Genomic DNA, 25,389 nt, shown 5'->3' with positions numbered 1-25,389 from the left:
ACAGGTGCTTTATGACCGCAGCCAATGTTTACCAACAACGCCCAACCACTGGGGCCAAGGCCGAGTCGTCGCTGCATCATGCCGACCTCGCCAGCCTGGTGGGCAAGGGTCGCAAGAACGCCGGCGTGATCGTGCGTGAGAAAAAACTCCTCGGTCACCTGACCATCCGTGGCGATGGCCACGACGCCGCGTTCGCCGCCGGGGTGCATAAGGCCCTCGGCATCGAATTGCCAGGTGCGCTGACCGTGATCATCAAAGGCGAAACCAGCCTGCAATGGATGGGGCCGGATGAATGGCTGCTGATCGTGCCGACCGGTGAAGAATTCGCCACCGAGAAAAAACTCCGTGAAGCGCTGGGCGACCTGCACATCCAGATCGTCAACGTCAGCGGTGGCCAGCAGATCCTCGAACTCAGCGGCCCGAACGTGCGTCAGGTGCTGATGAAGTCCACCAGCTACGACGTGCACCCCAACAACTTCCCGGTGGGCAAGGCTGTTGGCACGGTGTTCGCCAAGTCGCAACTGATGATCCGCCATACCGCCGAAGACACCTGGGAACTGCTGATTCGCCGCAGCTTCTCGGATTACTGGTGGTTGTGGTTGCAGGATGCGGCTGCTGAGTACGGGCTTAGCGTCCAAGCTTGAGATTGATCGTTCCCACCTGTGGCGAGGGTTTTTTTGTGGCGAGGGGGCTTGCCCCCGTTGGGCTGCGAAGCGGCCCCAAAGTCCATCAGTTAAACCGTATTGATTGGTTTTACGACTGCTTCGCAGCCGAACGGGGGCAAGCCCCCTCGCCACAGAGTTCTCTCTGATCACAGATGTAGCAGCAGGAGTCACCGCACTATGAGCCGCGCCCCAGACACATGGATTCTGACCGCCGACTGCCCAAGCGTCCTCGGCACCGTGGATGCGGTGACCCGCTTTCTGTTCGAGCAGGGCTGCTACGTCACCGAGCACCACTCCTTTGATGACCGGCTCTCAGGCCGTTTCTTCATCCGCGTGGAGTTTCGGCAACCCGACGCTTTCGACGAACAAGCCTTCCGCGCAGGCCTGGCGGAGCGTGGTGCCGCCTTCGGGATGGTCTTCGAGCTGACACCACCGAACTACCGGCCAAAAGTGGTGATCATGGTCTCCAAGGCCGATCACTGCCTCAACGACTTGCTCTACCGCCAGCGCATCGGCCAGTTGTCGATGGACGTGGTCGCCGTGGTCTCCAACCACCCGGACCTCAAGCCGTTGGCCGACTGGCACCAGATTCCGTACTACCACTTTCCGCTGGACCCCAACGACAAACCATCGCAAGAGCGCCAGGTCTGGCAGGTGATCGAAGAGGCCGGCGCCGAGCTGGTGATCCTTGCCCGCTACATGCAGGTTCTGTCGCCAGAGCTGTGCCGCAAACTCGATGGCAAGGCGATCAACATTCACCACTCGCTGCTGCCGGGCTTCAAGGGCGCCAAGCCGTATCACCAAGCCTACAACAAAGGCGTGAAACTGGTCGGCGCCACGGCGCATTACATCAACAACGATCTGGATGAAGGTCCGATCATCGCCCAAGGCGTGGAAGCCGTTGATCACAGCCACTATCCCGAAGACTTGATCGCCAAGGGGCGGGATATCGAAGGGCTGACGTTGGCGCGGGCCGTGGGTTATCACATTGAAAGACGCGTGTTCCTTAACGCTAACAGGACAGTTGTTCTCTAGCGTTTTTACTGCCTGAAAAGATCGCCTGTCTCTGTAGACGCTGCCGAAGTCTGCGATCTTTTGATTTACCGAGCAATCAACGCGCCGCCGCTTCCTGGCGACGCGACCGCTACATAAAAACAACAGCGAGGTGAAAGCATGTCTGGTAATCGTGGTGTGGTGTATCTCGGCGCTGGCAAGGTCGAAGTACAGAAAATCGACTATCCCAAAATGCAGGACCCGCGTGGCAGGAAGATCGAACACGGTGTCATCCTGCGCGTAGTTTCCACCAACATCTGTGGTTCCGATCAGCACATGGTGCGCGGTCGCACCACCGCTCAGACCGGTCTGGTGCTGGGCCACGAGATCACCGGTGAAGTGATCGAGAAGGGCAGCGGTGTCGAGAACCTGCAGATCGGCGACTTGGTGTCGGTACCTTTCAACGTTGCCTGTGGCCGTTGCCGTTCGTGCAAAGAGCAACATACTGGCGTCTGCCTGAGCGTTAACCCGGCGCGTCCGGGCGGGGCCTATGGTTATGTCGACATGGGTGACTGGACCGGTGGCCAGGCCGAATACGCGTTTGTGCCGTATGCCGACTTCAACCTGCTGAAACTTCCAGATCGTGACCGGGCCATGGAAAAAATCCGTGACCTGACCTGTCTCTCCGACATCCTGCCTACCGGTTACCACGGCGCAGTGACTGCCGGTGTTGGCCCTGGCAGCACCGTGTACGTCGCCGGTGCCGGCCCGGTTGGCCTGGCAGCTGCCGCTTCCGCTCGCCTGCTGGGTGCTGCGGTGGTGATCATCGGTGACGTCAACCCGATCCGCCTGGCCCATGCCAAGGCTCAGGGTTTCGAAATCGCCGACCTGTCGACAGACACCCCACTGCACGAACAAATCGCTGCACTGTTGGGCGAACCAGAAGTGGACTGCGCCGTCGATGCCGTAGGCTTCGAAGCTCGCGGTCACGGCCATGCCGGCGTGAAGCACGAGGCTCCGGCCACCGTACTCAACTCGCTGATGGGCGTGGTTCGCGTCGCTGGCAAAATCGGTATTCCTGGCCTGTACGTCACCGAAGATCCGGGTGCAGTGGACGCTGCCGCGAAAATGGGCAGCCTGAGCATCCGCTTCGGCCTGGGCTGGGCCAAATCCCACAGCTTCCACACCGGCCAGACGCCAGTGATGAAGTACAACCGTCAACTGATGCAGGCGATCATGTGGGACCGCATCAAGATTGCCGACATCGTCGGCGTGGAAGTCATCAGCCTGGATGACGCGCCACGGGGTTACGGCGAGTTCGATGCGGGCGTGCCGAAGAAGTTTGTGATCGATCCGCACAAGTTGTTTAGTGCGGCGTAAGGCATCGCGTAAAACAATACGGCGCCTCTTGAGGCGCCGTTTTTTTAGCCTTACCAATCAGATAGCAGCAATCAGGGCAGGGTGAATGTGCAAGACGTTACAGACGTTGCCTTGCATTCTTTGTTAATGGTACCTGCGCTGTTTGTATTATCGCCGCTTGTTGTTTTTTTCTCGTCAGCCCAGCTGCCTGCGTCGGCGATCGCCATTGTTGACGTTCTATGCGAAAGTCTTACGCGGTGGTTTGTTCCTTCACCTGTGTAATCGCATTTTACGAAGCTGATGATGCTACCTGGCGTATCCGCAGGATCTTCACCGTGCGAGCCAGCCTTACGTTGGGCCAGCATCACACCCGCGAATTTGACACCTTTGACCGCCGCATAGTTGACATTCTCTGGTTCAGCGCCTGTATCTGCATTGGTACCCCTCCATTCGTCGACGCTGTATTGAACAATACCGTTAACGTTTTCAGCTTTTACAGAACTGAGTTCAGGGCAACTTTGGGCGAGTGTGTAACTACTCGCCATCATAGCCATCAATGTAAAAGCACTGAGCGACAGTCCTTTCAAGGCTTTGTTTTTTGAGGTCGAAAACTGCATGGGTTGTACTCCGTTACGTAGTTGGAGTGCCAATGCTAATGGACGTGATTTTTCATGCCTACTGTCAGAACTGATAGTTTTTTATACTAATTTGGTATTGGTTGTGGCTTGGTTGTTTGAATGCGAAATAATAAAAAATCAAGAGACTAAACAGTCTCTAAGTCATTTCACCATTATCGATCACGTCAAGATTAATTGCGTAATTTCGACCAGTGTCGCTTTGCACGATGTCATACGCTACCGTTTGCCCGGCCTTTATCACCGGATCGTTCGGGGTTAGTGAACTAATATGTTCCGCCAACTCCGACTGCGAAGCAGTCATGTCGTCAATGACCGAATTGGCGAATTTTATCGGTTGCTTCTCCATCGCTGCATCCCCATTGGAAATGGCCCACGCCCAATCAGGTAGCGCAGACCGTTTAAAACGTTTAGGAACCAAAAGAGACTTGCTTCAGATGACTTTGACCTCCTCCGCCTGCATTCCCTTTTGTCCTTGCTTTGCAATGAAAGACACCCGCTGACCCTCTTTCAGAGTTTTAAAACCATCAACCTGTATTTCCTTGAAGGTTACGAATTCCAAGGTAAGCGCATCGCGGACAGGTGCCAACTGTCAGATCTGATAGTTCATCAGTTTGCTTTGGAATAAAGGAATACGTACTCGGCAGCTCTAGCGAATAAGACGCATCGGTTTTTCACGACTCATAGATGCCACGGGTAAAAATGCCCACCTAGACGAGGGAACATGCCACCGGATACCCGGTCCAATCGGCAGTTTTGCCGCTCCCGTTACCGAGCGGTTTTTCATGGCACAAGAGGATGTCTGGATGAACGTTTCACGCGGTTTTGCACTGGCATCGCTCATGGTTGTCGCTTCGTTGACGACGCTGGCCGCCAGCCCGGCCTTTGCACAGTTAAGCCTCAGCGATGCGGTCAAGGCGGTGTCATCGATGCAGGACGACGAGGATGTCGAGGGTGTCGAGGCCGATGATGTCGATGGCATCGTGGCGGCGGCGCCCAAGGCGGCCGGTTTGCTCAATACCCTGGGTTCGCAGCTCGACATTACCCCGGAGCAGGCCATCGGCGGTGCCGGTGCGATGCTGGGGCTGGCGAGGAATCAGCTCAGCGGCCAGGACTTCTCCGAACTGAGCAAAACCGTGCCAGGCCTCGCTCAGATCGCCGGTAACAGCGCGATCAGTGGTCTGACTGGCTTGGGCGGGCTACTCGGCGCGGGCTCGGACAATAATGCGTTGCTCAATGGCTTGCTGGGTAACGTCAAGGACACCAAGGACCTGAACAACGCCTTCAGCGCCCTGGGCATGGACACCGGGATGGTCGGCGTGTTTGCCCCGGTGATCCTGCAATACCTCGGTCAGCAAGGCGTTGCCGGTTCGCTGTTGCAAAACCTCGGCGGGATCTGGGGTACCGGCGCCGGTAGCTGAGTCAGCCCTCGGCGCGTAGTGCCTGGATGCGCCGATCCTTCTCAATCCAGAGCTGGTTGACCCAGTTCTGGATTGTTTCGCGAAACTCTGGATCGTTTTCGTAATCGCCTTGCCACAGTGCCGGGTCCAATTCGCGGGTGTGGATGTCGATGATCACCTTGGGCACGTTGCCGCTGAGCAAATCCCAGAACCCCGGAATCTTCTGCTGCGGATACACCACCGTCACATCGAGAATGGCGTCCAACTGTTCGCCCATCGCCGCCAGCACGAACGCCACGCCGCCCGCCTTGGGCTTGAGCAGGTGGGTGAACGGTGACTGCTGCTGGGCGCTTTTCGCCGCGGTGTAGCGGGTGCCTTCCAGGTAGTTGACCACGGTCACCGGCTGGCGCTTGTACAACTCGCAAGCTTGTTTGGTGATCTCCAGGTCCTTGCCGGCCAGCTCCGGGTGCTTCTCCAGGAACGCCTTGCTGTAGCGCTTCATGAACGGATAGTCCAACGCCCACCACGCCAGGCCCAGGAACGGCACCCAGATCAGTTCTTTCTTGAGGAAGAACTTGAAGAACGGCGTGCGCCGGTTCAGTGCCTGGATCAGCGCCGGGATATCGACCCAGGACTGATGGTTACTGATCACCAGATACGAGGTGTCGCCGCGCAGCTCATCGCCGCCGCGAATGTCCCATTGAGTAGGAATGCACAGGCGGAAGATCAGCTTGTCGATCTCGGCCCAGGTTTCGGCAATCCACATCACCGCCCACGAGGCGTAATCGCGAAAGCGCCCGGGCAGGAGCAGTTTGAGCAGCGCGAACACCATCAAAGGCCCGAACAGGACCAGCGTGTTGAGCAATAGCAGCAGGGTAACGAAACAGCCGGTGAGCAGGCGGCGCATAGATAACTCTTGAAAGCGTGTGGGCGCGCCATGATAAGCAGCTTCGGTTGGCAGGCCAAATCGGTGGTGACGAATGTTTCACCTTGGCAACGGTATGCTCTCAGCGTATCGCTATTGCCATTGTGGCGAGGGCCACAAAAGTGGGACGTGGTCCAACTATCGTTGTTTTTTGCGGTCTAGAATTCGGCCATGCGTCCACATCCCTCAAGGAAGCCCTTACGTGAAATCTCTCCTTGCACTGCTTACCCTCGTGGCCCTGCCGGTCCTGGCCGCCGAGCCGACCCTGTACGGGCGTTACGAATACATCGCGCTGCCGGAAATCGGCGGTGAAGTCCTCAAGGCCAAAATGGACACCGGCGCCCTGACCGCGTCGCTGTCGGCCAAAGACATCGAAACCTTCACCCGCGACGGCGACGAGTGGGTACGTTTCCGTCTCGCCACCAAAGGCGCGAGCAACAAGGTCTATGAACACAAGGTCGCGCGGATCAGCAAGATCAAGAACCGTGCCGATGAAGAAGATGAAGATAAGGCTGTGAGCGAAGTGACCAAGCGTCCGGTGGTCGATCTGGAACTGTGCCTGGGCAACGTCAAGCGCACCGTCGAGGTCAACCTCACCGACCGCAGCAGCTTCAACTACCCGTTGCTGATCGGCGCCAAAGCCCTGCGCGAGTTTGGCGCGGCAGTGAACCCGGCGCGTCGCTTTACAGCCGACAAACCCGACTGCTGATTGACGGCGAATCAGCCTTGGGGCACCGTTCGCCCACTTAACTAGCGGGCTCGGACGCCATGCCTCATATCCTGATTGTCGAAGACGAAGCGGCGATTGCCGACACCCTGATTTTCGCCTTGCAGGGCGAGGGCTTCACCACCAACTGGTTGAGCCTTGGCGCGGCGGCGCTCGATCATCAGCGCGCGACGCCGGCCGACCTGATCATTCTCGATATCGGCCTGCCGGATATCAGCGGTTTCGAGACCTGCAAGCAATTGCGGCGTTTCAGTGACGTGCCGGTGATTTTCCTCAGTGCCCGTGACGCCGAGATCGACCGCGTGGTGGGCCTGGAAATCGGCGCCGACGACTACGTGGTCAAGCCGTTCAGCCCCCGGGAAGTGGCGGCGCGGGTCCGGGCGATTCTCAAGCGCATGGCGCCACGACCGGTGGCGGAGGTGGCGTCAGCGCTGTTTCGCATCGACGGCGAACGGGTGCAGATCAGCTATCGCAACCAGCCGCTGAGCCTGACTCGCCATGAGTTTCGTTTGCTGCAATGCCTGCTGGAACAACCTGAGCGAGTCTTCAGTCGCGAGCAATTGCTCGATGCGTTGGGCGTGGCCGCCGATGCCGGTTACGAGCGCAGCATCGACAGCCACATCAAGAGCGTGCGCGCCAAGTTGCGCCTGGTGAAGGCCGACGCCGAGCCGATCCAGACTCATCGCGGCCTCGGCTACAGCTACAGCCCGGGGCACAGCTGATGTCACTGGGGATCCGGATTTTTCTGGTTTACGTGCTGTTCATCGGCCTGACCGGCTACTTCGTGCTCAACACGGTGATGGAAGAAATCCGCCCCGGTGTGCGCCAGTCCACCGAAGAAACCCTGGTGGACACCGCCAACCTGATGGCCGAGATCCTGCGCGACGACTTCAAGGCCGGCACCCTCAGCCAGAACCGCTGGCCCGAGTTGCTCAAGGCTTATGGCGAGCGGCAACCGAAGGCGAAAATCTGGGGCCTGTCGAAGAATCAGGTCAACCACCGCATTTACGTCACCGATGCCAAGGGCATTGTGGTGCTGGACTCCAGCGGGATTGCGGTGGGCCAGGACTACTCGCGCTGGAACGACGTCTACCTGACCCTGCGTGGCGAGTACGGCGCGCGTTCGACGCGCAGCAACCCCGATGATTCGAACTCGTCGGTGATGCACGTTGGGGCACCGATTCGCGACAATGGCCAGATCATCGGCGTGGTGACCGTGGCCAAACCCAACAGCTCACTGCAGCCTTACGTCGATCGCACCGAACGGCGATTGCTGACGTATGGCGCCGGATTGATTGGCCTCGGTTTGTTGTTCGGTGCGCTGTTGTCCTGGTGGCTGAGCGCGGCGCTGCGGCGGTTGACGGCCTATGCCCAGGCCGTCAGTGAAGGCCGCCGGGTGGAGGTGCCGCATTACCGCGGCGGCGAGCTGGAGCAACTAGCCACGGCACTGGAGCACATGCGCACCCAGCTCGAAGGCAAAGCCTACGTCGAGCGTTATGTGCACACCCTGACCCATGAATTGAAAAGCCCGCTGGCGGCGATTCGTGGCGCAGCGGAGCTGCTGCAAGGCGAAATGCCGCCGGCCCAGCAGCAGCGCTTCGTCAGTAACATCGACAGCGAAAGTGCGCGCATGCAACAGTTAATCGAGCGACTGTTGAACCTGGCGCAGGTTGAGCAACGCCAAGGGTTGGAGGAGCGGGTGGCGGTGCCGTTGGCGGGTTTGGTGGAAGAACTGTTGAACGCGCAGGCTGCACGAATCGAAGGCAAGCAATTGCGTGTGGAACGGCAAATTGCAGCGGATCTGAATCTGCTTGGCGAGCCGTTCCTATTGCGCCAGGCGCTGGGCAATCTGCTGGAGAATGCCTTGGACTTCACCCAGGCGTATGGCGTGCTGCGATTGTGTGCCGAGCGAGTCGGTGAGCAGATCGAGTTCAGGCTGTTCAACCAGGCCGAAGCGATTCCCGACTATGCGTTGCCACGCTTGAGCGAGCGCTTCTACTCACTGCCGCGTCCGGACAGTGGACGCAAGAGCACCGGTTTGGGGCTCAACTTCGTTGAGGAAGTGGTCAAGTTGCATGGTGGTGTGATGAGTATCGGCAACGTCGACGGCGGTGTTCAAGTGCGTTTGCGGTTGCCTTCAAGCCGCTGAAGATCGCAGCCTTCGGCAGCTCCTGCGCCGAGCGCAAATTCCACACACTCTCCACATTCTTCCCACAAAACCCCCACATACCCAATCCAGACTTTCCCCATCCAAACAGGGAGAGTCCCATGAACCGAAGCCTGACCCTAAAACTCGGGGCAATTGCCCTGCTGATTCTGTTGCTGCTGATCCCGTTGCTGATGATCAACGGCGTGATCCAGGAGCGCCAGCAACTGCGTGACGGTGTGCTCGAAGACATCGCCCGCAGTTCCAGTTACAGCCAGCAATTGAGCGGCCCGCTGATGGTGGTGCCCTATCGCAAAACGGTGCGCACCTGGAAAACCAACGAAAAAACCAACCAGCGTTATCAGGATGTCGGCGAGGAGCGTGGACGTTTGTATTTCTTGCCGGAGCGTTTCGAACTCGACGGCCAGGTCCAGACAGAGCTGCGCTCCCGGGGCATCTACGAGGCGCGACTGTTCCATGTCGATAACCGCATCAGCGGGAGTTTTTCGGTTCCGGCACAACTGGGCATCAAGGAAGACTTCGCCGATTACCGCTTCGATCAGCCGTTCCTGGCTGTTGGCATCAGCGACATCCGCGGCATCGAAAATGCGCTGAAACTCGAACTCAATGGCCAGAAGCTGGATTTTGTACCGGGTAGCCAGGTGGGCTGGCTGGGCGAGGGTGTGCATGTGACGTTGCCGGTACTGGACACCCAACAGGCCACGGAGCTGGCCTTCGGTTTCGACTTGCGTCTGCAAGGCACCGGCCAGTTACAAGTTCTGCCGGTGGGCAAGACCAGCAAGGTTTCACTGGCGGCCAATTGGCCTCACCCCAGCTTCATCGGCAATTACCTGCCGGCCCAGCGGGAAATCACCGATCAGGGCTTCACTGCCAACTGGCAGACCTCGTTTTTCTCCACCAACCTGCAAGAAGCGTTGAACAGTTGCGTGTCGGGCGGTCATTGCGAGGCGTTCAGCGGTCGTAGTTTCGGCGTGAGTTTCATCGACCCGGTGGACCAGTACCTGAAAAGCGACCGGGCAATCAAATACGCATTGCTGTTCATCGTCCTGACCTTCGCCGGTTTCTTCCTGTTCGAAGTGCTGAAAAGCCTGGCGGTGCACCCGGTGCAGTACGCCTTGGTGGGTGTAGCGCTGGCGTTCTTCTACCTGTTGCTGTTGTCGCTGTCCGAACACATCGGCTTTGCCCTGGCGTATCTGCTGTCGGCGAGTAGCTGTGTGGCGTTGATCGGTTTTTATGTCTGTCATGTGCTGCGCAGCGTGCGTCACGGTTTGAGCTTTTCGGCGGGGTTGGCGGCGTTATACGGGCTGCTTTACGGCTTGTTGAGCGCCGAGGATTACGCGCTGTTGATGGGCTCGCTGCTGTTGTTCGGGCTGCTGGGCGTGTTCATGGTGCTGACCCGCAAGCTGGACTGGTACCGGATCGGGCAGAAAGCCGCGAAGCCCTTGGACTTTGATATAGGTGCCGTGGAATGAGCCGGTGGTTGGGGTTGCGCGAGGATCAGCGTGTGGGTGAGGTGTTGGCGACGCGGATTGCCGGGTTGTTTCCGTTGGGTCCGGTGTGGCGCCAACGCGAGCAGGCTCGTTCCCACAACAGATCTCCAGTGGTTCGTTCGCGGGCAAGCCTCGCTCCTACGGATCACTTCAACTTGTAGGAGCGAGCGGTGCGGCGATCCGACTTGCCCGCGAATAGGCCGGTACAGCCAGCGAAGATTTAAGCCTTGGGCATCGTCGCGATCATCGAAGGCCGCTGACTCACTTCGAAATACCACTCGGCCAACTTTGGATTTTCCTTGCGCCATTCCAGATCCGGATGGCGCAAATCCAGATAACCCAAGGCACAGGCCACACTGATCGCTGCCACATCGAAATGGCTGGTCAGCTCGGCAATCGCATCGGCCTCCAACAGCGCCAGGGCGCGACGAATCTTGTCGCGCTGACCGTCGAGCCATGCGTCCCAATGTTTCTCCGGTGAGCGCAGGGCCACTTCATAGCGAATCATCACGGCGGCATCCATGATCCCGTCTGCCAGAGAAGCCAGGGTCAAGCGCCGCCAGCGCGCCGAGCCTTCACGAGGAATCAGCGGATTGCCGACGTGCTGGTGATCGAGGTAATCGAGGATCACCCGGCTGTCGTACAACACATTGCCGTCGGCCAGGCGCAGCGCCGGAATCTTGCCCAGCGGGTTGTCTTTGTTGAGAGCCTGATCCGGGCTGACCGGCGTGAGCTGGCAGGCTTGCAGCGCCACGCGGTTCGTTTGACCGGTCTCGTGCAACAGCACCATGACTTTGCGAACAAAGGGCGAGGCGGGGTTGTGGAACAAGGTCATGCTGGGGGCGGACATGTCGGCATCTCGATCATGGGCAGAGTCGGGAGCATAGCGCTTTAGTGCCTGAGCTCAAGCTCGTTTCCACAGGTTTTGTACCGTTCGCCGATGTCGCAAGCGACACAAAGCCTGTAGGAGCGAGGCTTGCCCGCGAAGGCATCAGCACAGCCACCGCAGATTCAGAAAGAAGGCGCTTGCCGCCGCCGCTTCCACTGACTCAGCCGCTGCTGCAGGTTCAACGGGCTATGAATCTGTTGCTGCCGCGCCCGGCTGAACAAAATCAGCATCAGCTCCGCCGTTGCCAAGGCATCGGCACTGGCGTTATGCCGTTCGAAGACCTCCAGCTTGAACCAGTCGATCCACTCATCCAGCCCGGCCTCGCGAAAGTGTGCCTGGGGACAAAGCAGCGGGGCGATGTCTGCCACGTCCAGAAACGGATGCTGCAGCTTGTAACCCAGATGTTCTTTCAGTGCGCGCCCGAGCATGTGCTGATCGAACGGCGCATGAAACGCCAACACCGGGCTGTCGCCGACAAATTCCATGAATTCGAGCAGGGCCTGCGCGGGGTCGCTGCCGGCGGCAATGGCGCTCGGACCCAGCCCATGAATCAACACGCTGGGGCCGAGTTTGAGTTCGGTGCATTGCAGCGTGCGCTCGAACTGCTGGCTGAAGTCGATCGCCCCATCCTCGATCACCACGGCTCCGATGGACAGCAGCCGATCCTTGTTCAGATTCAGTCCAGTGGTTTCCAGGTCGAGCACCACCCAGCGTTGCTCGCGCAGGCTGCAGTCGCTCAGCTGGGTCACGGCCGGCAAGCGCTCCAGACGGTGTTGCAGTTCGCCGGGTAAAACGGGACTGGCCGGGCGCAGCCATGAAAACAGGCTCATAACTGATACCGCAGGGTCAGGCTGCTTTGCAGGCGCTGGGCCTGGCGCAGGGATTCACGCAGGATGCGTCGGTCCAGATGATTGAGGCTGTCGGGATCGACTCGGTTGGAGTAGGGCAAGTTCTCCCGGGTCTGTAGCTGATGTTGCTGCATGCGGGTTTGCTGGATGAAGTGGTACGCCTCTTCATAGGCCGCGCCGTCCAGCTGATCGATGACCTCTTTTTCCACCAATTGGCGAAAGCGCTCCAGGGTGTTGTTGGCATCGATGCCGTGGGCCAGGGCCAGCACTCGCGCGCCGTCGACGAATGGAGTCAGGCCCTGAAGTTTCAGGTCGAGGGTGGCTTTCTCGCCATTCTTGCGCGCCAGCACGAATTCGCGGAAACGCCCTACGGGCGGACGGTTGCGCAGGGCGTTCTCGGCCATCATGCGCTGGAACAACCGGTTGTCGCCGACCTGATCGAGAATGCCCCGGCGCAGTTGCTCACAGCCTCGCTCATCGCCCCAGACCACGCGCAGATCGAAATAGATACTCGACCCCAACAGGTTTTCCGGTGTCGCCTCGCGGATAAACGCCGCAAAGCGTCGTGCCCACTCGATCCGGGACAAACACAGCTCGGGGTTGCCGGCCATGATGTTGCCTTTGCACAAGGTAAAGCCGCACAGCGCCAGGCTCTGATTGACCTGCTGGGCGATGGGCAGCAACTTGCCGCGAATCTCGGCGGCGTGGGCCGCATCGCGAGCTTCGAACAGAATGCCGTTGTCCTGATCGGTGTGCAGCGTCTGCTCGCGGCGGCCTTCGCTGCCGAAGCAAAGCCAACTGAACGGCACACCGGGATCACCTTTCTCCGCGATGGCCAGTTCGATCACCCGGCACACGGTATGGTCGTTGAGCAGGGTGATGATATGGGTGATCTGCGTCGAGGACGCGCCGTGGGCCAGCATCCGCTCGACCAATTGGCCAATCTCGCCGCGGATCGCCACCAGGTTCTCTACCCGTTGGGCACTGCGAATGGTCCGCGCCAGGTGCACCAGATCGACCCTTTGCAGGGAAAACAGGTCACGCTCCGAAACCACGCCGCACAGGCGCTGGTCCTTGACCAGGCAGACGTGGGCGATGTGTCGTTCGGTCATGGCGATCGCTGCGTCGAAGGCACTGTGGTCCGGCGTCAGGTAAAACGGTGCCGGGGTCATGTGCCGCTCGATGGATTCATTGAAATCACTGGTGCCGTTGGCCACCACGTGTCGCAAGTCGCGCAGAGTGAAAATGCCCAGCGGCGCCTTTTGCTCATCGACCACCACAATGCTGCCGACTTGCTGATCGTGCATCAGTGTCACCGCTTCACGCAGGGGTGTGATCGGGCTGCAGGTTACCGGGTGACGCATGGCCAATTCGCCCAGCCGGGTATTGAGCGAATACTGGGTGCCGAGGGTTTCCACGGCTTTTTGCTGGACTTGCTGATTGACCTGGTCCAGCAAGCTGCTGACACCACGTAGGGCAAAGTCGCGGAACGGGTTGGACAGTGCGAACAGTTTGATGAACGCGAGCTTATTCAGCTGTAGGCAAAAGGTATCTTCGGCCGCCAGATGTTCGGTGCGGGTCGCACGTTCGCCCAGCAGCGCGGCAAGGGGAAAGCACTCGCCGGTGGTGATTTCGAAAGTGGTTTCGGTGCCGCCCTTGGCCGTGTGCGGGCGCTCCCCCACGACCCGGCCTTGTTTGACGATGTAGAAATGCTCAATCGGGCCATCGGCGGGTTTGATGATGCTCTCGCCGGGGGCATAAAAACGCAGCTGGCATTGCTCCACCAGATAGGCCAGATGAGCGTTTTCCATCTGATTGAAGGGTGGGAAGCGCTGCAGGAATTGCAAAGTGCCCTGGATGTTCTGCAACACCGCGGTTTTCCCTGCCTGGGTGAAGGCGTCCGCTTTACTCATAACCATTACCGCAGTCTTTTTCTGATTGTTGTGTCGGATCGTTGTTTCAGATCGTTCCAGGCATGGTCGACCCCTGCGGGCAGGGTGCCCATTGGACGTAAGTCTAGGTAGGCAGTGCAGCGGCCGGAATATGGGAAATGTCTGACACAACGGTGGGAAAAACCTCCTACATTGTCTATTGGAAAAGATTCCGACGAAGTGCACATTGAAGTCTGCTGAGCGATGTCTGACACCCTGTGTCAGGGATCGCATTGAAAACGTTGAGAACGCCATGTCCGACCACGATATTTTGAGTGATGCCGAGCGCGAAGCGCTCAGCGCCGTCATGCTGGAACCAGACTTGCCGCCGCAGCGGGTGCTGATCGTCGATGACGATAAGGATGCCCGCGAATTGCTGTCGGAAATTCTGGGGCTCGATGGCATTCACTGCATGACGGCGGCCAGTGGCGAAACTGCGCTCAAAATGCTGGAAGAGAAGCCATCGATCGGTCTGGTGATTACCGACCTGCGGATGGGGCACGTCGATGGCCTGGAACTGATCCGCCAAGTGCGTGAGTCGGCACGTGCGGCATTGCCGATCATCATCGTTTCCGGCGACGCCGACGTGAAGGATGCGATCGAAGCCATGCATTTGCACGTCGTGGACTTTTTGCTCAAGCCCATCGATAGCGAAAAATTGCTTGAATTGGTCAAGCATGAGCTGGGGATGGATCTGTAGCGCGGACTTCCAGGTTGGCAGCTTTTGTGGCGAGGGGGCTTGCCCCCGTTCGGCTGCGCAGCAGTCGTAGATTCTGCCGATGCGGTGTACGAAAGAATGTATGGGGCTGCTTCGCAACCCAACGGGGGCAAGCCCCCTCACCACAGGAATTGCATGTCTAGTCCTGAAACAGGTGTGAACCTATTTCAGGACTAGACAGCGTAAATGAAAAAGCCCTGATCTCTCGATCAGGGCTTTTTTACGTCCGGCTTCAGCGTTTACTCAAAGGCCATTGGCAGCTTTGAACTCGCGACGACGACGGTGCAGAACCGGCTCGGTGTAGCCGTTCGGCTGTTTAGTGCCTTCGACCACCAACTCGACCGCCGCCTGGAAGGCGATGTTGCTGTCGAAGTTGGGTGCCAGCGGGCGGTACAGCGGGTCGTTGGCGTTTTGACGGTCAACCACCGGCGCCATGCGCTTGAGGCTTTCCATCACTTGCGCTTCGGTAACGATGCCGTGGCGCAGCCAGTTGGCGATGTGCTGGCTGGAAATACGCAGCGTCGCACGGTCTTCCATCAGGCCGACGTCGTTGATGTCCGGCACTTTCGAGCAACCTACGCCCTGGTCGATCCAGCGCACCACGTAACCGAGAATGCCCTGGGCGTTGTTGTCCAGTTCGTTCTTGATCTGTTCCGCAGTCCAGCTCGGATTCACAGCCAGCGGGATAGTCAGGATGTCGTCCACCGAAGCACGCGCACGTTTGGCCAGTTCGGCCTGACGGGCGAACACGTCGACCTTGTGGTAATGCAGCGCGTGCAGCGCAGCAGCGGTCGGCGATGGAACCCAGGCGGTGTTGGCACCGGCCAATGGGTGAGCGATTTTCTGTTCCAGCATCGCTGCCATCAGGTCCGGCATGGCCCACATGCCTTTACCGATTTGGGCACGACCTTGCAGGCCGGTGCTCAAGCCAATATCGACGTTCCAGTTCTCGTAGGCACTGATCCACTTCTCGGCCTTCATGTCGGCCTTGCGCACCATCGGGCCGGCTTCCATGGAGGTGTGGATTTCATCGCCCGTGCGGTCGAGGAAACCGGTGTTGATGAACACTACGCGCTCGCTGGCAGCCTTGATGCAGGCCTTGAGGTTGACCGTGGTACGGCGCTCCTCGTCCATGATCCCGACTTTCAGCGTATTGCGCGGCAGGCCGAGGACGTCTTCGATGCGACCGAACAGCTCGTTGGTGAACGCGGCTTCTTCCGGGCCGTGCATCTTCGGCTTCACGATGTAGACCGATCCGGTACGGCTGTTCTTGCGCGAGCTGTTGCCATTGAGGCTGTGGATCGCCGCGAGGCAAGTCACCAGACCGTCGAGAATGCCTTCCGGCACTTCGTTGCCGTCTTTGTCGAGGATCGCGTCAATGGTCATCAGGTGACCGACGTTGCGCACAAACAACAGCGAGCGACCGTGCAGGCTCAGTTCGCTGCCATCGAGAGCGGTGTAGGTGCGGTCGGCGTTCATGGTGCGGGTAAAGGTCTGACCGCCCTTGGAGACTTCTTCCGACAGGTCGCCCTTCATCAGGCCGAGCCAGTTGCGGTAGATCACCACTTTGTCATCGGCATCGACTGCGGCGACCGAGTCTTCGCAGTCCATGATGGTGGTCAGCGCGGCTTCCATCAGGATGTCTTTGACGCCGGCAGCGTCGGTCTGGCCGACCGGGGTGCTGGCGTCGATCTGGATTTCGAAGTGCAGGCCGTTGTTCTTCAGCAGGATCGCGGTCGGAGCCGCTTCATCGCCGTGGAAACCGATCAGTTGAGCATCGTTGCGCAAGCCGGTGTTGCTACCACCCTTGAGGGCGACAACCAGTTTGCCGTCAACGATCTTGTAGCCGGTGGAGTCGACGTGGGAACCGGCAGCCAATGGCGCGGCTTCGTCGAGGAAAGCGCGGGCGAAGGCAATAACCTTGTCGCCACGTACCTTGTTGTAGCCTTTGCCCTTTTCCGCACCATCCGCTTCGCTGATGGCGTCGGTGCCGTAGAGCGCGTCATACAGCGAACCCCAGCGGGCGTTCGAGGCGTTGAGCGCGAAACGGGCGTTCATTACCGGCACCACCAACTGTGGGCCGGCCATGCGGGCGATTTCGTCATCGACGTTTTGTGTCGTTGCCTGGAAATCGGCCGCTTCTGGCAGCAGATAACCGATGTCTTGCAGGAAGGCTTTGTAGGCCACCGCATCGTGCGCAACACCTGCACGAGCCTGGTGCCAGGCATCAATGCGAGCCTGGAAATCATCGCGTTTGGCGAGTAGGGCTTTGTTCTTCGGTGCCAGGTCATGGATGACCTTGTCAGCACCGGCCCAGAACGTGTCGGCGGTGAGGCCGGTACCGGGAATGGCTTCGTTGTTCACGAAGTCGAACAGGACTTTGGCGACCTGCAGGCCACCGACTTGAACGTGTTCAGTCATTGCTTGCCTCACTCTGCTCAGCTATTTCGCTTTTCAGCTCTTCAATTTAACAATGAAGCCTCTGGCCATTTAAACCACAAACCCTTCTACCAGTACATGCCATTGCTGGCGGCTGGGTTCGTTCCGATCAACGGCATTGCGGCCTTGCTGACGGGGCTTTCAGGGTTGCGAGTGTGCCTGCGGCAGACATCGATCCAACGTTATGTAGTGCGCGCTGCGGCATACTACATGATGAATTGCGGTTGTGAAAATTAGACTAATTACGTCGTTCTGCGACCCCATGACGCATTGCAGTCATGTCGGGGAACGGGATGTTCTCAAAAAACTATTGGATTGTTCCAGTTAAATATAAAAACTTGTACACATAATATTCGATGCCCTGCTATGGAGATGGGGCTTTTGTGGCTAGGGGGCTTGCCCCCGTTCGGCTGCGAAGCAGTCGTAGATCGCCTGATGCGAATACGCTGGAGAAACTCAAGTGGCCGCTTCGCGACCCAACGGGGGCAAGCCCCCTCGCCACAACCAGCGCCTTGCCTATACTTGCCTTTCCATAACAAAAGTCATGACAAGAGGGCTGTGCCATGGACCATCTCGTACTCACGGTATTCGCCCCGGACAAGCCCGGGCAGGTCGAGCGCATTGCCCAATGCATTGCCGAGCATGGCGGCAACTGGCTGGAGAGCCGCATGTCGCGCATGGCCGGGCAGTTCGCCGGGATTCTTCGGGTGGGCGTACCGGCCGAAGCCTACGATGAACTGGTAGACGCCCTACAGGGACTGTCGACCCAGGGCATCCGTGTGATGATCGCCGAAAGCAGCATCGAACAATCCTGCACCTGGAAGCCGATTGCCATGGAACTGGTGGGCAATGATCGTCCGGGCATTGTGCGGGACATTACGCGTCTGTTGAGTGAGCAAGGGGTGAGCCTGGAGCGGCTGGTGACCGAAGTGCGTCCGGCGCCGATGAGCAGCGAGCCGTTGTTCCATGCCGAAGCAATTCTTGCGGTGCCCTTGACCTTGTCGCTGGAGGTGCTGCAATCGCGCCTGGAAACCCTGGCGGACGACCTGATGGTCGAATTGGTGCTGCGCAGCGAACCTTGAGCAGGTTATCCAAGTTATACGTGCACCTGCCTGTGGATAACCTGTAGAGACACCCCGCCAGCCCACGCCGGCCGGGGCTCTTCAGGATCTGATCAAAAAACCAGCAGTTTCAGTGACTTGCGCACAAACGCCGGGGATCACGCTGTGGATAACCTTGGGAAGGATGGATGCAGGCCACGGGATACGTGGCCTGTAGAGGTTTGTACGTTTTCTGATCAGCTACGGCGGCGCAGACTTATCCACGCGTCGACGCTGTAAACCGCCAGACCTGCCCAGATGAAGATAAACGCCACCAGCGTGCTGGATGACAAGTGTTCGCCAAACAGCAGGACGGCTTGCAACAGCACCAGCGTCGGCGCCAGGTACTGGAGAAATCCGAGGGTGGTGTAGGGCAAGTGCCGTGCGGCGGCGTTGAAACACACCAGCGGCACCAACGTCACCGGACCGGCGGCTACCAGCCACCAGGCTTCGGAGCTGGTCCAGAATGCGGCTTGCGCGCTGGTCGCCGTCGGGTTGAACAGCAGCCAGGCGACAGCAATCGGCACCAGCATCCAGGTTTCCACCACCAGCCCCGGCAGCGCCTTGACCGGCGCCTGTTTGCGGATCAGGCCGTAGAAGCCGAAGGTCAATGCCAGCACCAGCGACACCCACGGCAGACTGCCGACTTGCCACACTTGCTGCGCGACACCGACCGCCGCCAGCCCCACCGCAATCCACTGCATGCGCCTTAGCCGTTCGCCGAGGATCAGCATCCCCAGCAGCACGTTTACCAACGGGTTGATGTAGTAACCGAGGCTGGCCTCAAGCATGCGTCCGTTGTTCACCGACCAGACGTAAGTCAGCCAGTTGGCCGCGATCAGCGTGCCGCTCAGGGCCAGGATCGCCAGCCGCCGTGGATTCTCACGCAGCTCACGCCACCAGCCGGGATGCTTCCAGACGAGCAGCAGCAAGGCGCCGAACAACGCAGACCAAAGCACTCGGTGGATGATGATCTCCACGGCGGGCACGCTGGCGATGGCTTTGAAGTAGAGCGGGAAAAGTCCCCAGATGATGTAGGCACTCAGGCCCAGGATGTACCCGCGACGCAGGTTGGCGGCTTGCATGAGAATCCTTGCTTAGGCAGCTAACAAAGAGGGGATTGTATAGATGTGTCATGACTTTTGTAGGCGCGAGGCTTGCTCGCGAAGAACTTTAACGCCGTTTGCCGGCTAGCCCGCATCGATCTTTTCGCGGGCAAGCCTCATTCCTGCAAGGGGCGCGGCGTCAAAAGAGTTTCAACGGCTCTTCATTCAGCGCCGCCAATTGCTCACGCAACGCCAGCACTTGATCGCCCCAATAGCGTTCGGTGCCGAACCACGGAAAGCTGCGAGGGAAGGCCGGGTCGTCCCAGCGACGGGCGAGCCAGGCGCTGTAGTGCATCAACCGCAAGGCGCGCAGCGGTTCGATCAGTGCCAGTTCCCGCGGGTCGAAGTCGTGGAATTCGCTGTAGCCGTCCATCAGTTCCGACAATTGCCCCAGACATTCCTGGCGGTCACCCGCCAGCATCATCCAGATATCCTGCACCGCCGGGCCCATGCGGCAGTCGTCGAGGTCGACGATGTGGAACATTTCATCGCGGCACATCATGTTGCCGGGGTGGCAATCGCCATGTATGCGGATGTTCTGGTGTGGCGTGGCCTGGTAGACCTCTTCCACGCGCTTGAGCAAGTCGCGGGCGACGGACTCGTAGGCCGGCAGCAGACTGCGCGGTACGAAATTGCCTTCGAGCAAGGTGGCCAGTGAGTCGTGACCGAAGTTTTTCACCCCAAGCACTTCACGGTGTTCGAACGGTTTTGTAGCGCCGACCGCATGCAGACGACCCAGCAGTTGGCCCAGGCGATACAGCTGATCAAGGTTGCCCGGCTCCGGTGCGCGACCACCCCGGCGCGGGAACAGGGTGAAACGGAATCCGGCATGTTCGTGCAGGCTTTCATCGTTGTGGATCAGCGGCGCGACCACCGGTATATCGCACTCGGCGAGTTCGAAGGTGAATTGGTGTTCTTCGAGAATCGCTTCGTTGGTCCAGCGCAGCGGACGGTAAAACTTGGCGATCAGCGGCTCGGAGTCTTCGATGCCGACCTGATAGACACGGTTCTCGTAGCTGTTGAGCGCCAGAATGCGCGCGTCGCTGAGAAAGCCGATGCTTTCGACGGCATCGAGCACGAGGTCTGGAGTGAGGGTTTCAAACGGGTGGGCCATGCTGACTCCTGCGCGCGGCAGGCTGCCGCGTCCGGCCAAGCATGGTAGCGCAGACGGGGCCTCTTTAGGGGGTGGGCTTGAGGTAAGTGTGGTTTGGGCTGACGCTTTCGCGGGCAAGCCTTGCTCCTACAGTAGGCGCGAGACTTGCCGCGAAGAGGCCCTGTCAGGCGCCGACGATCCCGCCATCCTCGCGGGTAATCGCCATCACCGAAGACCGCGGCTTGCCATTGGGCAGGTGTTCAGGGAATGTCGACCCGCCGTTTTCCCCCGGATGCTGAATCCCGACAAACAAGGTCTTCTGATCCGGCGAGAAGCTGATCCCCGTCACCTCACAGCCCACTGGCCCGACCATGAAACGGCGGATCTCACCGGTTGCCGGGTCGGCGCACAGCATCTGGTTATTGCCCATGCCCGCGAAGTCGCTCGCGTTGCTCGTGTCGCCGTCGGTCAGAATCCACAAGCGTCCGGCCTTGTCGAAGCCCAGGCCGTCCGGGCTGTTGAACATGTTCTGCGGGGTGATGTTTGACGAGCCGGCCTTCGGCGTGCCGGCGTGGACGCCCGGGTTGCCGGCGACCACAAACAGGTCCCAGGCAAAGCTATTCGAACCGTGATCGTCGCGGTCGGTGCGCCAGCGCAGGATCTGCCCGTAGACGTTCTTCTCGCGTGGGTTCGGGCCGCCCACCGGTTGGCCTTCTTCGCCGCGTTTGGCGTTGTTGGTCAGGGTGCAATAAACCTGGCCGTCCTTGGGGCTGACGACGATCCATTCCGGGCGGTCCATGCGCGTGGCGCTCACCACGCTGGCGGCGAGGCGCGCATGAATCAGCACTTCGGCCTGATCGGCAAAGCCGCTGCTGGCGTCGATGCCGTTCTTGCCGTGGGTCAGTTCGATCCACTGACCCTGGCCTTTCGGATGATCGGCGTTGCCGTCGCCCGCATCGAAACGCGCCACGTACAAGGTGCCGTGGTCCAGCAGATCGCGGTTGGCCTTGGGGTTTTTGTGGTTGATCTTGTCGCGGCTGACGAATTTATAGATGAACTCGCCACGTTCGTCGTCGCCCATGTACACCACGGCACGACCGTCGTTGGTTTCAGCCAGGGCAGCGTTTTCATGTTTGAAGCGGCCCAGCGCGGTGCGTTTGACCGGCGTCGATTGCGGATCGAACGGGTCGATTTCCACCACCCAGCCGTGGCGGTTGAGTTCGTTGGGATTTTTCGCCAGGTCGAAGCGCGGATCGTGTTGATGCCAGTTGATGTCTTTGCTGGTTGCCACTGCGCCGTAGCGTTTCTGCGCGGCGTCGAATTTTTGCTCGGCATTGCTGCTGCCGAAGCAGTCGGTGAAGTTCTCTTCGCAGGTCAGATAAGTGCCCCACGGCGTTTTGCCGTTGGCGCAATTCTGGAAGGTGCCGAGGACTTTCTTGCCGTGTTTGTCGGCACTGGTTTTCAGCAGGTCGTGACCCGCTGCGGGGCCGCTCAGTTTGATGGGCGCATTACCGTGAATGCGCCGGTTGTAGCGCGAGCCCTGGACGAATTGCCACTGGCCGTTCTTGCGCTGCACTTCGATCACTGACACGCCTTCGCAGGCCAGGGCCTTGCGCACATCTTCCGCCGATTGCGGCATGCCGCCGTGGGGGTAGAGGTAGCGGTAATTGGTGTATTCGTTGTTGATCGCCATCAGCGCCCGGTCTTTGTCACCGGGGAATTCGAACAGGCTCATGCCGTCGTTGTTGTCGCCGAACTGGACTTCCTGCGCCTGGGCCGTGCCGTTGCCGCTCGGGTCGAATGCCGGGCCATTCTTTTGCAGTGGCTGGCCCCAGCTGATCAGCACCGAGGATTTGTAGCCCGGTGGCAGGGTGATGGTGTCGGTCGTGGCGGCGGCGATGCTGTCGAAGCCCAACAGTTTGCTGGAGCCGGCGCTGACGCTGGCGGCCAGCACACTGCGACTCAGCAGGTTGCCACCGAGGAACATCGCCGCACCGCAGAGGGCGCCGGCGCTGATGAAGCCACGACGGCTGAGGCCGACCATTTTTTCGAGGTCGGTGGGTTGGTTGTCTTCTAATAGGCTCACATCAGGCTCCCTGCGGGTTTTTGCAGTCACCTTAAGGGCGGTTGATGAAGCTTTTGTTGCAGTGTCTACAGGCTAGAGCGGTGTACCCAGCAGGATGTTCGATGGCGCGAACTGCACCTGCACCGGTTTACCGGCGGCAAGCCCGAGGTTTTTCAGGTGCAGCGGCTCGGCCAGGGCGCAAAGTGTCTGGCCATTGGGCAGGCCGATGCGCACTTCGCTGGGGCTGTCTTCGGCGTCGAGGATTTCTTCGATCGTGCCCTTCAGGCAATTGTTGCCATGTGTTGCAGCTTGATCGATGCCAAGCAGTTCCAGCCAACCGGCCTTGATCAGTGCGACCACTTCGGTACCCGTTTCCAGCTCCAGGCGCAGGGTGCTGTCGTGAGTGATCTGCGCGTCGATGAGCAAGCCTTCGGCCAGTTCAAGGCGGATCCGGTCGTTGCGCCCCTGTGCATCGATCGCCACGACCTTGCCGTGCAATTGATTGCGCGCGCTGGTTCTGAGCATCAGCCGACCGAGCAAGTCCAGGTCGCTGGCCTCTTCGGCGGCTTCCAGAACCTGAGCCTGCAACGCTTGCAGCTTTTGATACAGGCGCAACACGCGCTCGCCTTCGCTGGACAATTTGGCGCCACCGCCGCCCTTGCCACCAACGCTGCGCTCCACCAGTGGTTTCTGCGCGAGGTTGTTCAGCTCGTCGATGGCGTCCCACGCGGCCTTGTAACTCAGGCCGGCGCTTTTTGCGGCGCGGGTGATCGAGCCCTGTTCGGCGATGTGTTGCAGCAACGCAATGCGTTGCGGACGACGGACAATGTGCTGGGACAACAACGTAGGCAAGGACATGGCAAGGCGCTTTGGGCTGTGGCGATGGATGGGACGTTGGCGACTTGGCGTGCGGGAGTCAAGTCAGGCCCCATCGCCAGGTTTGGGGGTACGGGCCAGGCAGTAGACGTCGACCCGCGTCGCCCCCGCCGCCATCAACAGCCGGGCCAGGGCCTGTGCAGTGGCGCCGGTGGTCAGCACATCGTCCACCAGGGCGAAGTGGCGACCTTTGACCGAAGCCTCGGGCGCCAGGGCGAAGGCGTGGCGCAGGTTCTTTTTACGTGCGTCGGCATTAAGGTCTTGTTGCGCGCTGGTGTCCTGAGTCCTCACCAATAGCGTTTCATCGCAAGGAATGTCGAGGCCGGCGCTGAGCCAGCGGGCGAGCATTGCCGCCTGGTTGAACCCCCGCTGGCGCAGCCGCTTGGGGGCCAGCGGTACCGGTATCAGCGCGTCGGGCCGATCCAGATCTTCATCGAAGCGATGTTGCAGGAACTGAGCAAGAAGTTCGGCGAGCAGGCGGCCAAACGGCCATTTTGCGCTGTGCTTGAAGCGGGTGATCAAACTGTCGACGGGAAAGCTGTAAGTCCAGGGCGCGGCGACTCGCTCGAAGGCTGGCGGTTGTTTCAGGCATTGGCCGCACGTCAGGCCCGTGGCGGGCAAGGGCAGGGCGCAGGTATGGCATTGGTCGCCCAGCCAGGGCAGCTCGGTTTCGCAGGCCATGCAGATCGGTATGGTGTCGTCCGCGACCTCTGAGCAGAGTAAACAGGATTGTTTGTTTTTTAACCAGATGTAAACCGGTCCTTCGTATCGTGGTTGACAGTGCATGAGTCTTCCTTAAATATGCCGAACATCCGTGTCGCGTCTGTGGGTATTCCATTCCCCAGTCGCTTGCCAAGCATAACCAAGGAATCGCCCATGAGCGCCAGCACCACTGCCACCCTGCGTCACGACTGGTCTTTGGCTGAAGTCAAAGCACTCTTCGTTCAGCCATTCAATGACCTGTTGTTCCAGGCGCAGACGGTGCACCGCGCGCATTTCGACGCCAATCGCGTCCAGGTTTCCACCCTGCTGTCGATCAAGACCGGCGCCTGCCCTGAAGATTGCAAATATTGTCCGCAGTCGGGTCACTACAACACTGGCCTGGAAAAAGAAAAACTGATGGAAGTGCAGAAGGTCCTCGAAGAGGCCGCTCGCGCCAAGGCCATCGGTTCGACCCGTTTCTGCATGGGCGCGGCGTGGAAACACCCGTCGGCCAAAGACATGCCTTACGTGCTGGAGATGGTCAAAGGCGTGAAAGCCATGGGCCTGGAAACCTGCATGACCCTTGGTCGTCTCGATCAGGACCAGACCGTCGCCCTGGCCGAAGCCGGCCTGGACTACTACAACCACAACCTCGACACCTCGCCGGAGTTCTACGGCAGCATCATCACCACCCGCACTTACAGCGAGCGCCTGCAAACCCTGGCCTACGTGCGTGATTCGGGGATGAAGATCTGCTCCGGCGGCATTCTCGGCATGGGCGAGTCCCTCGACGACCGCGCCAACCTGCTGATCCAGCTGGCCAACCTGCCAGAGCATCCAGAGTCGGTGCCGATCAACATGTTGGTGAAAGTCGCCGGCACGCCGCTGGAAAATGCCGACGACGTCGATCCGTTCGACTTCATCCGCATGCTCGCCGTTGCACGCATCCTTATGCCGAAATCCCATGTCCGCCTGTCCGCCGGTCGCGAAGCGATGAACGAGCAGATGCAGGCCCTGGCGTTCTTTGCCGGCGCCAACTCGATTTTCTACGGCGAAAAACTGCTGACCACCGCCAACCCGCAGGCAGACAAGGACATGCAACTGTTCTCGCGTCTGGGCATCCTGCCGGAAGCCCGCGAAGAGCACGCCGACGAAGTGCATCAGGCCGCCATCGAACAGGCACTGGTGGAGCAGAAGAGCAGCGAGCAGTTCTATAACGCTGCTGTTTAACCCACGCAAAACCCTGTAGGAGCCTGCTTGC

Annotated in this window: 24 protein-coding genes and 1 pseudogene; 12 read left to right on the top strand and 13 right to left on the bottom strand. The window is 59.6% G+C overall.

Going from position 1 to position 25,389, the window contains the following annotated elements:
• The first annotated feature begins 11 nt into the window (after window positions 1-11).
• The 3 genes from JUI81_RS17835 (at window position 12) to fdhA (ending at window position 3,038) form a co-directional block, all read left to right on the top strand.
• Window positions 12-644: a sarcosine oxidase subunit gamma gene (locus JUI81_RS17835; protein ID WP_204124757.1), complete on the top strand. Its 633-nt coding sequence runs from the start codon at window positions 12-14 to the stop codon at window positions 642-644.
• A gap of 198 nt (window positions 645-842) precedes the next feature.
• Entirely contained in the window at window positions 843-1,700 is an 858-nt protein-coding gene (purU, locus tag JUI81_RS17830; protein ID WP_018928799.1) for a formyltetrahydrofolate deformylase, read from the top strand.
• Window positions 1,701-1,838: 138 nt separating this feature from the next.
• Window positions 1,839-3,038: a formaldehyde dehydrogenase, glutathione-independent gene (gene fdhA / locus JUI81_RS17825; RefSeq protein WP_019580688.1), complete on the top strand. Its 1,200-nt coding sequence runs from the start codon at window positions 1,839-1,841 to the stop codon at window positions 3,036-3,038.
• 71 nt (window positions 3,039-3,109) lie between these two features.
• Here the strand turns inward: fdhA and JUI81_RS17820 are convergent, their stop codons facing one another.
• From JUI81_RS17820 to JUI81_RS17810, 3 genes and pseudogenes are all read right to left on the bottom strand, one after another.
• Window positions 3,110-3,634 (bottom strand): DUF3757 domain-containing protein, encoded by a 525-nt coding sequence (locus JUI81_RS17820; RefSeq protein WP_204124756.1) that lies wholly within the window; start codon window positions 3,632-3,634, stop codon window positions 3,110-3,112.
• Window positions 3,635-3,791: 157 nt separating this feature from the next.
• Window positions 3,792-4,001, bottom strand: coding sequence for a hypothetical protein (locus JUI81_RS17815; RefSeq protein WP_019580690.1), 210 nt, complete (start codon window positions 3,999-4,001; stop codon window positions 3,792-3,794).
• Window positions 4,002-4,085: 84 nt separating this feature from the next.
• Window positions 4,086-4,208 (bottom strand): annotated as a pseudogene (locus JUI81_RS17810) (cold-shock protein); the annotation flags it as partial.
• 250 nt (window positions 4,209-4,458) lie between these two features.
• On the opposite strand from JUI81_RS17810, the gene JUI81_RS17805 reads away from it, so the two are divergent.
• Window positions 4,459-5,073 carry a DUF2780 domain-containing protein gene (locus JUI81_RS17805; RefSeq protein ID WP_019580692.1) on the top strand — a complete coding sequence of 205 codons (615 nt, stop codon included), beginning with the start codon at window positions 4,459-4,461 and terminating at the stop codon, window positions 5,071-5,073.
• Window position 5,074: 1 nt separating this feature from the next.
• Here JUI81_RS17805 and JUI81_RS17800 read toward each other — a convergent pair whose 3' ends face one another.
• The gene (locus JUI81_RS17800; RefSeq protein ID WP_204124755.1) at window positions 5,075-5,959 is read right to left on the bottom strand and encodes an acyltransferase; all 885 of its coding nucleotides are present in this window, start codon (window positions 5,957-5,959) and stop codon (window positions 5,075-5,077) included.
• A 220-nt stretch (window positions 5,960-6,179) separates the two neighbouring features.
• On the opposite strand from JUI81_RS17800, the gene JUI81_RS17795 reads away from it, so the two are divergent.
• From JUI81_RS17795 to JUI81_RS17775, 5 genes are all read left to right on the top strand, one after another.
• Entirely contained in the window at window positions 6,180-6,686 is a 507-nt protein-coding gene (locus tag JUI81_RS17795) for an ATP-dependent zinc protease (RefSeq protein WP_204124754.1), read from the top strand.
• Window positions 6,687-6,745: 59 nt separating this feature from the next.
• Complete coding sequence (creB, locus tag JUI81_RS17790) at window positions 6,746-7,426, top strand: two-component system response regulator CreB (RefSeq protein WP_204124753.1); 681 nt, start codon at window positions 6,746-6,748, stop codon at window positions 7,424-7,426.
• Window positions 7,426-8,853: a two-component system sensor histidine kinase CreC gene (gene creC / locus JUI81_RS17785; RefSeq protein ID WP_204124752.1), complete on the top strand. Its 1,428-nt coding sequence runs from the start codon at window positions 7,426-7,428 to the stop codon at window positions 8,851-8,853. Before creB ends, creC begins: the two co-directional genes overlap by 1 nt.
• Window positions 8,854-8,972: 119 nt before the next feature.
• A complete protein-coding gene (creD, locus tag JUI81_RS17780) occupies window positions 8,973-10,343 on the top strand; it encodes a cell envelope integrity protein CreD (RefSeq protein ID WP_204124751.1) in 1,371 nt (456 codons plus the stop codon).
• The gene (locus JUI81_RS17775; protein WP_081791021.1) at window positions 10,340-10,522 is read left to right on the top strand and encodes a hypothetical protein; all 183 of its coding nucleotides are present in this window, start codon (window positions 10,340-10,342) and stop codon (window positions 10,520-10,522) included. The genes creD and JUI81_RS17775 overlap by 4 nt, the downstream gene beginning before the upstream one ends.
• A 59-nt stretch (window positions 10,523-10,581) precedes the next feature.
• Here JUI81_RS17775 and JUI81_RS17770 read toward each other — a convergent pair whose 3' ends face one another.
• The 3 genes from JUI81_RS17770 to JUI81_RS17760 all read right to left on the bottom strand — a co-directional run bounded on the left by JUI81_RS17770 (window position 10,582) and on the right by JUI81_RS17760 (window position 14,017).
• On the bottom strand, window positions 10,582-11,211 hold the full coding sequence (locus tag JUI81_RS17770; RefSeq protein ID WP_018928807.1) for a glutathione S-transferase: 630 nt from the start codon (window positions 11,209-11,211) through the stop codon (window positions 10,582-10,584).
• Window positions 11,212-11,372: 161 nt separating this feature from the next.
• Entirely contained in the window at window positions 11,373-12,080 is a 708-nt protein-coding gene (locus JUI81_RS17765) for a PolC-type DNA polymerase III (RefSeq protein ID WP_019580698.1), read from the bottom strand.
• Window positions 12,077-14,017, bottom strand: coding sequence for a putative nucleotidyltransferase substrate binding domain-containing protein (locus JUI81_RS17760; RefSeq protein ID WP_096479451.1), 1,941 nt, complete (start codon window positions 14,015-14,017; stop codon window positions 12,077-12,079). Before JUI81_RS17760 ends, JUI81_RS17765 begins: the two co-directional genes overlap by 4 nt.
• Window positions 14,018-14,282: 265 nt before the next feature.
• Here JUI81_RS17760 and JUI81_RS17755 point away from each other — a divergent pair, with 265 nt between their 5' ends.
• Entirely contained in the window at window positions 14,283-14,729 is a 447-nt protein-coding gene (locus tag JUI81_RS17755; RefSeq protein ID WP_018928810.1) for a response regulator, read from the top strand.
• Window positions 14,730-14,990: 261 nt separating this feature from the next.
• Here JUI81_RS17755 and JUI81_RS17750 read toward each other — a convergent pair whose 3' ends face one another.
• Window positions 14,991-17,168: a malate synthase G gene (locus tag JUI81_RS17750; RefSeq protein WP_019580700.1), complete on the bottom strand. Its 2,178-nt coding sequence runs from the start codon at window positions 17,166-17,168 to the stop codon at window positions 14,991-14,993.
• Window positions 17,169-17,749: 581 nt separating this feature from the next.
• Here JUI81_RS17750 and JUI81_RS17745 point away from each other — a divergent pair.
• Complete coding sequence (locus tag JUI81_RS17745; protein ID WP_007936467.1) at window positions 17,750-18,268, top strand: glycine cleavage system protein R; 519 nt, start codon at window positions 17,750-17,752, stop codon at window positions 18,266-18,268.
• A 215-nt stretch (window positions 18,269-18,483) separates the two neighbouring features.
• Here JUI81_RS17745 and rarD read toward each other — a convergent pair whose 3' ends face one another.
• The 5 genes from rarD to JUI81_RS17720 all read right to left on the bottom strand — a co-directional run bounded on the left by rarD (window position 18,484) and on the right by JUI81_RS17720 (window position 24,212).
• Window positions 18,484-19,371 carry an EamA family transporter RarD gene (gene rarD / locus JUI81_RS17740; protein ID WP_018928812.1) on the bottom strand — a complete coding sequence of 296 codons (888 nt, stop codon included), beginning with the start codon at window positions 19,369-19,371 and terminating at the stop codon, window positions 18,484-18,486.
• Window positions 19,372-19,531: 160 nt separating this feature from the next.
• The gene (locus JUI81_RS17735; protein ID WP_018928813.1) at window positions 19,532-20,506 is read right to left on the bottom strand and encodes a serine/threonine protein kinase; all 975 of its coding nucleotides are present in this window, start codon (window positions 20,504-20,506) and stop codon (window positions 19,532-19,534) included.
• A 163-nt stretch (window positions 20,507-20,669) separates the two neighbouring features.
• Complete coding sequence (locus tag JUI81_RS17730; protein WP_204124750.1) at window positions 20,670-22,571, bottom strand: PhoX family phosphatase; 1,902 nt, start codon at window positions 22,569-22,571, stop codon at window positions 20,670-20,672.
• A gap of 72 nt (window positions 22,572-22,643) precedes the next feature.
• Complete coding sequence (locus JUI81_RS17725; RefSeq protein ID WP_018928815.1) at window positions 22,644-23,408, bottom strand: TOBE domain-containing protein; 765 nt, start codon at window positions 23,406-23,408, stop codon at window positions 22,644-22,646.
• Between the two features lie 63 nt (window positions 23,409-23,471).
• Complete coding sequence (locus tag JUI81_RS17720) at window positions 23,472-24,212, bottom strand: ComF family protein (protein ID WP_028940260.1); 741 nt, start codon at window positions 24,210-24,212, stop codon at window positions 23,472-23,474.
• A gap of 90 nt (window positions 24,213-24,302) precedes the next feature.
• On the opposite strand from JUI81_RS17720, the gene bioB reads away from it, so the two are divergent.
• Window positions 24,303-25,358, top strand: a complete 1,056-nt coding sequence (gene bioB, locus JUI81_RS17715) for a biotin synthase BioB (protein WP_008008198.1) — start codon at window positions 24,303-24,305, stop codon at window positions 25,356-25,358.
• Window positions 25,359-25,389 lie beyond the last annotated feature (31 nt).

Source organism: Pseudomonas sp. 008 (assembly GCF_016861935.1).
Lineage (GTDB): Bacteria > Pseudomonadota > Gammaproteobacteria > Pseudomonadales > Pseudomonadaceae > Aquipseudomonas.
Note: the sequence above shows the minus strand (reverse complement) of the source record. Positions and strands in the feature narration are given on the sequence as shown.

Bases quoted from the DNA above. Each gene is read 5' to 3' on its own strand.
- JUI81_RS17805 (WP_019580692.1), top strand. From the start codon at position 4,459: ATGAACGTTTCACGCGGTTTTGCACTGGCATCGCTCATGGTTGTCGCT.
- JUI81_RS17720 (WP_028940260.1), bottom strand. From the start codon at position 24,212: ATGCACTGTCAACCACGATACGAAGGACCGGTTTACATCTGGTTAAAA.
- JUI81_RS17745 (WP_007936467.1), top strand. From the start codon at position 17,750: ATGGACCATCTCGTACTCACGGTATTCGCCCCGGACAAGCCCGGGCAG.
- JUI81_RS17770 (WP_018928807.1), bottom strand. From the start codon at position 11,211: ATGTCCGCCCCCAGCATGACCTTGTTCCACAACCCCGCCTCGCCCTTT.
- creC (WP_204124752.1), top strand. From the start codon at position 7,426: ATGTCACTGGGGATCCGGATTTTTCTGGTTTACGTGCTGTTCATCGGC.
- rarD (WP_018928812.1), bottom strand. From the start codon at position 19,371: ATGCAAGCCGCCAACCTGCGTCGCGGGTACATCCTGGGCCTGAGTGCC.
- purU (WP_018928799.1), top strand. From the start codon at position 843: ATGAGCCGCGCCCCAGACACATGGATTCTGACCGCCGACTGCCCAAGC.
- JUI81_RS17735 (WP_018928813.1), bottom strand. From the start codon at position 20,506: ATGGCCCACCCGTTTGAAACCCTCACTCCAGACCTCGTGCTCGATGCC.
- JUI81_RS17760 (WP_096479451.1), bottom strand. From the start codon at position 14,017: ATGGTTATGAGTAAAGCGGACGCCTTCACCCAGGCAGGGAAAACCGCG.
- JUI81_RS17755 (WP_018928810.1), top strand. From the start codon at position 14,283: ATGTCCGACCACGATATTTTGAGTGATGCCGAGCGCGAAGCGCTCAGC.
- JUI81_RS17835 (WP_204124757.1), top strand. From the start codon at position 12: ATGACCGCAGCCAATGTTTACCAACAACGCCCAACCACTGGGGCCAAG.
- JUI81_RS17765 (WP_019580698.1), bottom strand. From the start codon at position 12,080: ATGAGCCTGTTTTCATGGCTGCGCCCGGCCAGTCCCGTTTTACCCGGC.
- bioB (WP_008008198.1), top strand. From the start codon at position 24,303: ATGAGCGCCAGCACCACTGCCACCCTGCGTCACGACTGGTCTTTGGCT.
- JUI81_RS17725 (WP_018928815.1), bottom strand. From the start codon at position 23,408: ATGTCCTTGCCTACGTTGTTGTCCCAGCACATTGTCCGTCGTCCGCAA.
- JUI81_RS17820 (WP_204124756.1), bottom strand. From the start codon at position 3,634: ATGCAGTTTTCGACCTCAAAAAACAAAGCCTTGAAAGGACTGTCGCTC.
- fdhA (WP_019580688.1), top strand. From the start codon at position 1,839: ATGTCTGGTAATCGTGGTGTGGTGTATCTCGGCGCTGGCAAGGTCGAA.
- JUI81_RS17750 (WP_019580700.1), bottom strand. From the start codon at position 17,168: ATGACTGAACACGTTCAAGTCGGTGGCCTGCAGGTCGCCAAAGTCCTG.
- JUI81_RS17775 (WP_081791021.1), top strand. From the start codon at position 10,340: ATGAGCCGGTGGTTGGGGTTGCGCGAGGATCAGCGTGTGGGTGAGGTG.
- JUI81_RS17815 (WP_019580690.1), bottom strand. From the start codon at position 4,001: ATGGAGAAGCAACCGATAAAATTCGCCAATTCGGTCATTGACGACATG.
- JUI81_RS17800 (WP_204124755.1), bottom strand. From the start codon at position 5,959: ATGCGCCGCCTGCTCACCGGCTGTTTCGTTACCCTGCTGCTATTGCTC.
- creB (WP_204124753.1), top strand. From the start codon at position 6,746: ATGCCTCATATCCTGATTGTCGAAGACGAAGCGGCGATTGCCGACACC.
- creD (WP_204124751.1), top strand. From the start codon at position 8,973: ATGAACCGAAGCCTGACCCTAAAACTCGGGGCAATTGCCCTGCTGATT.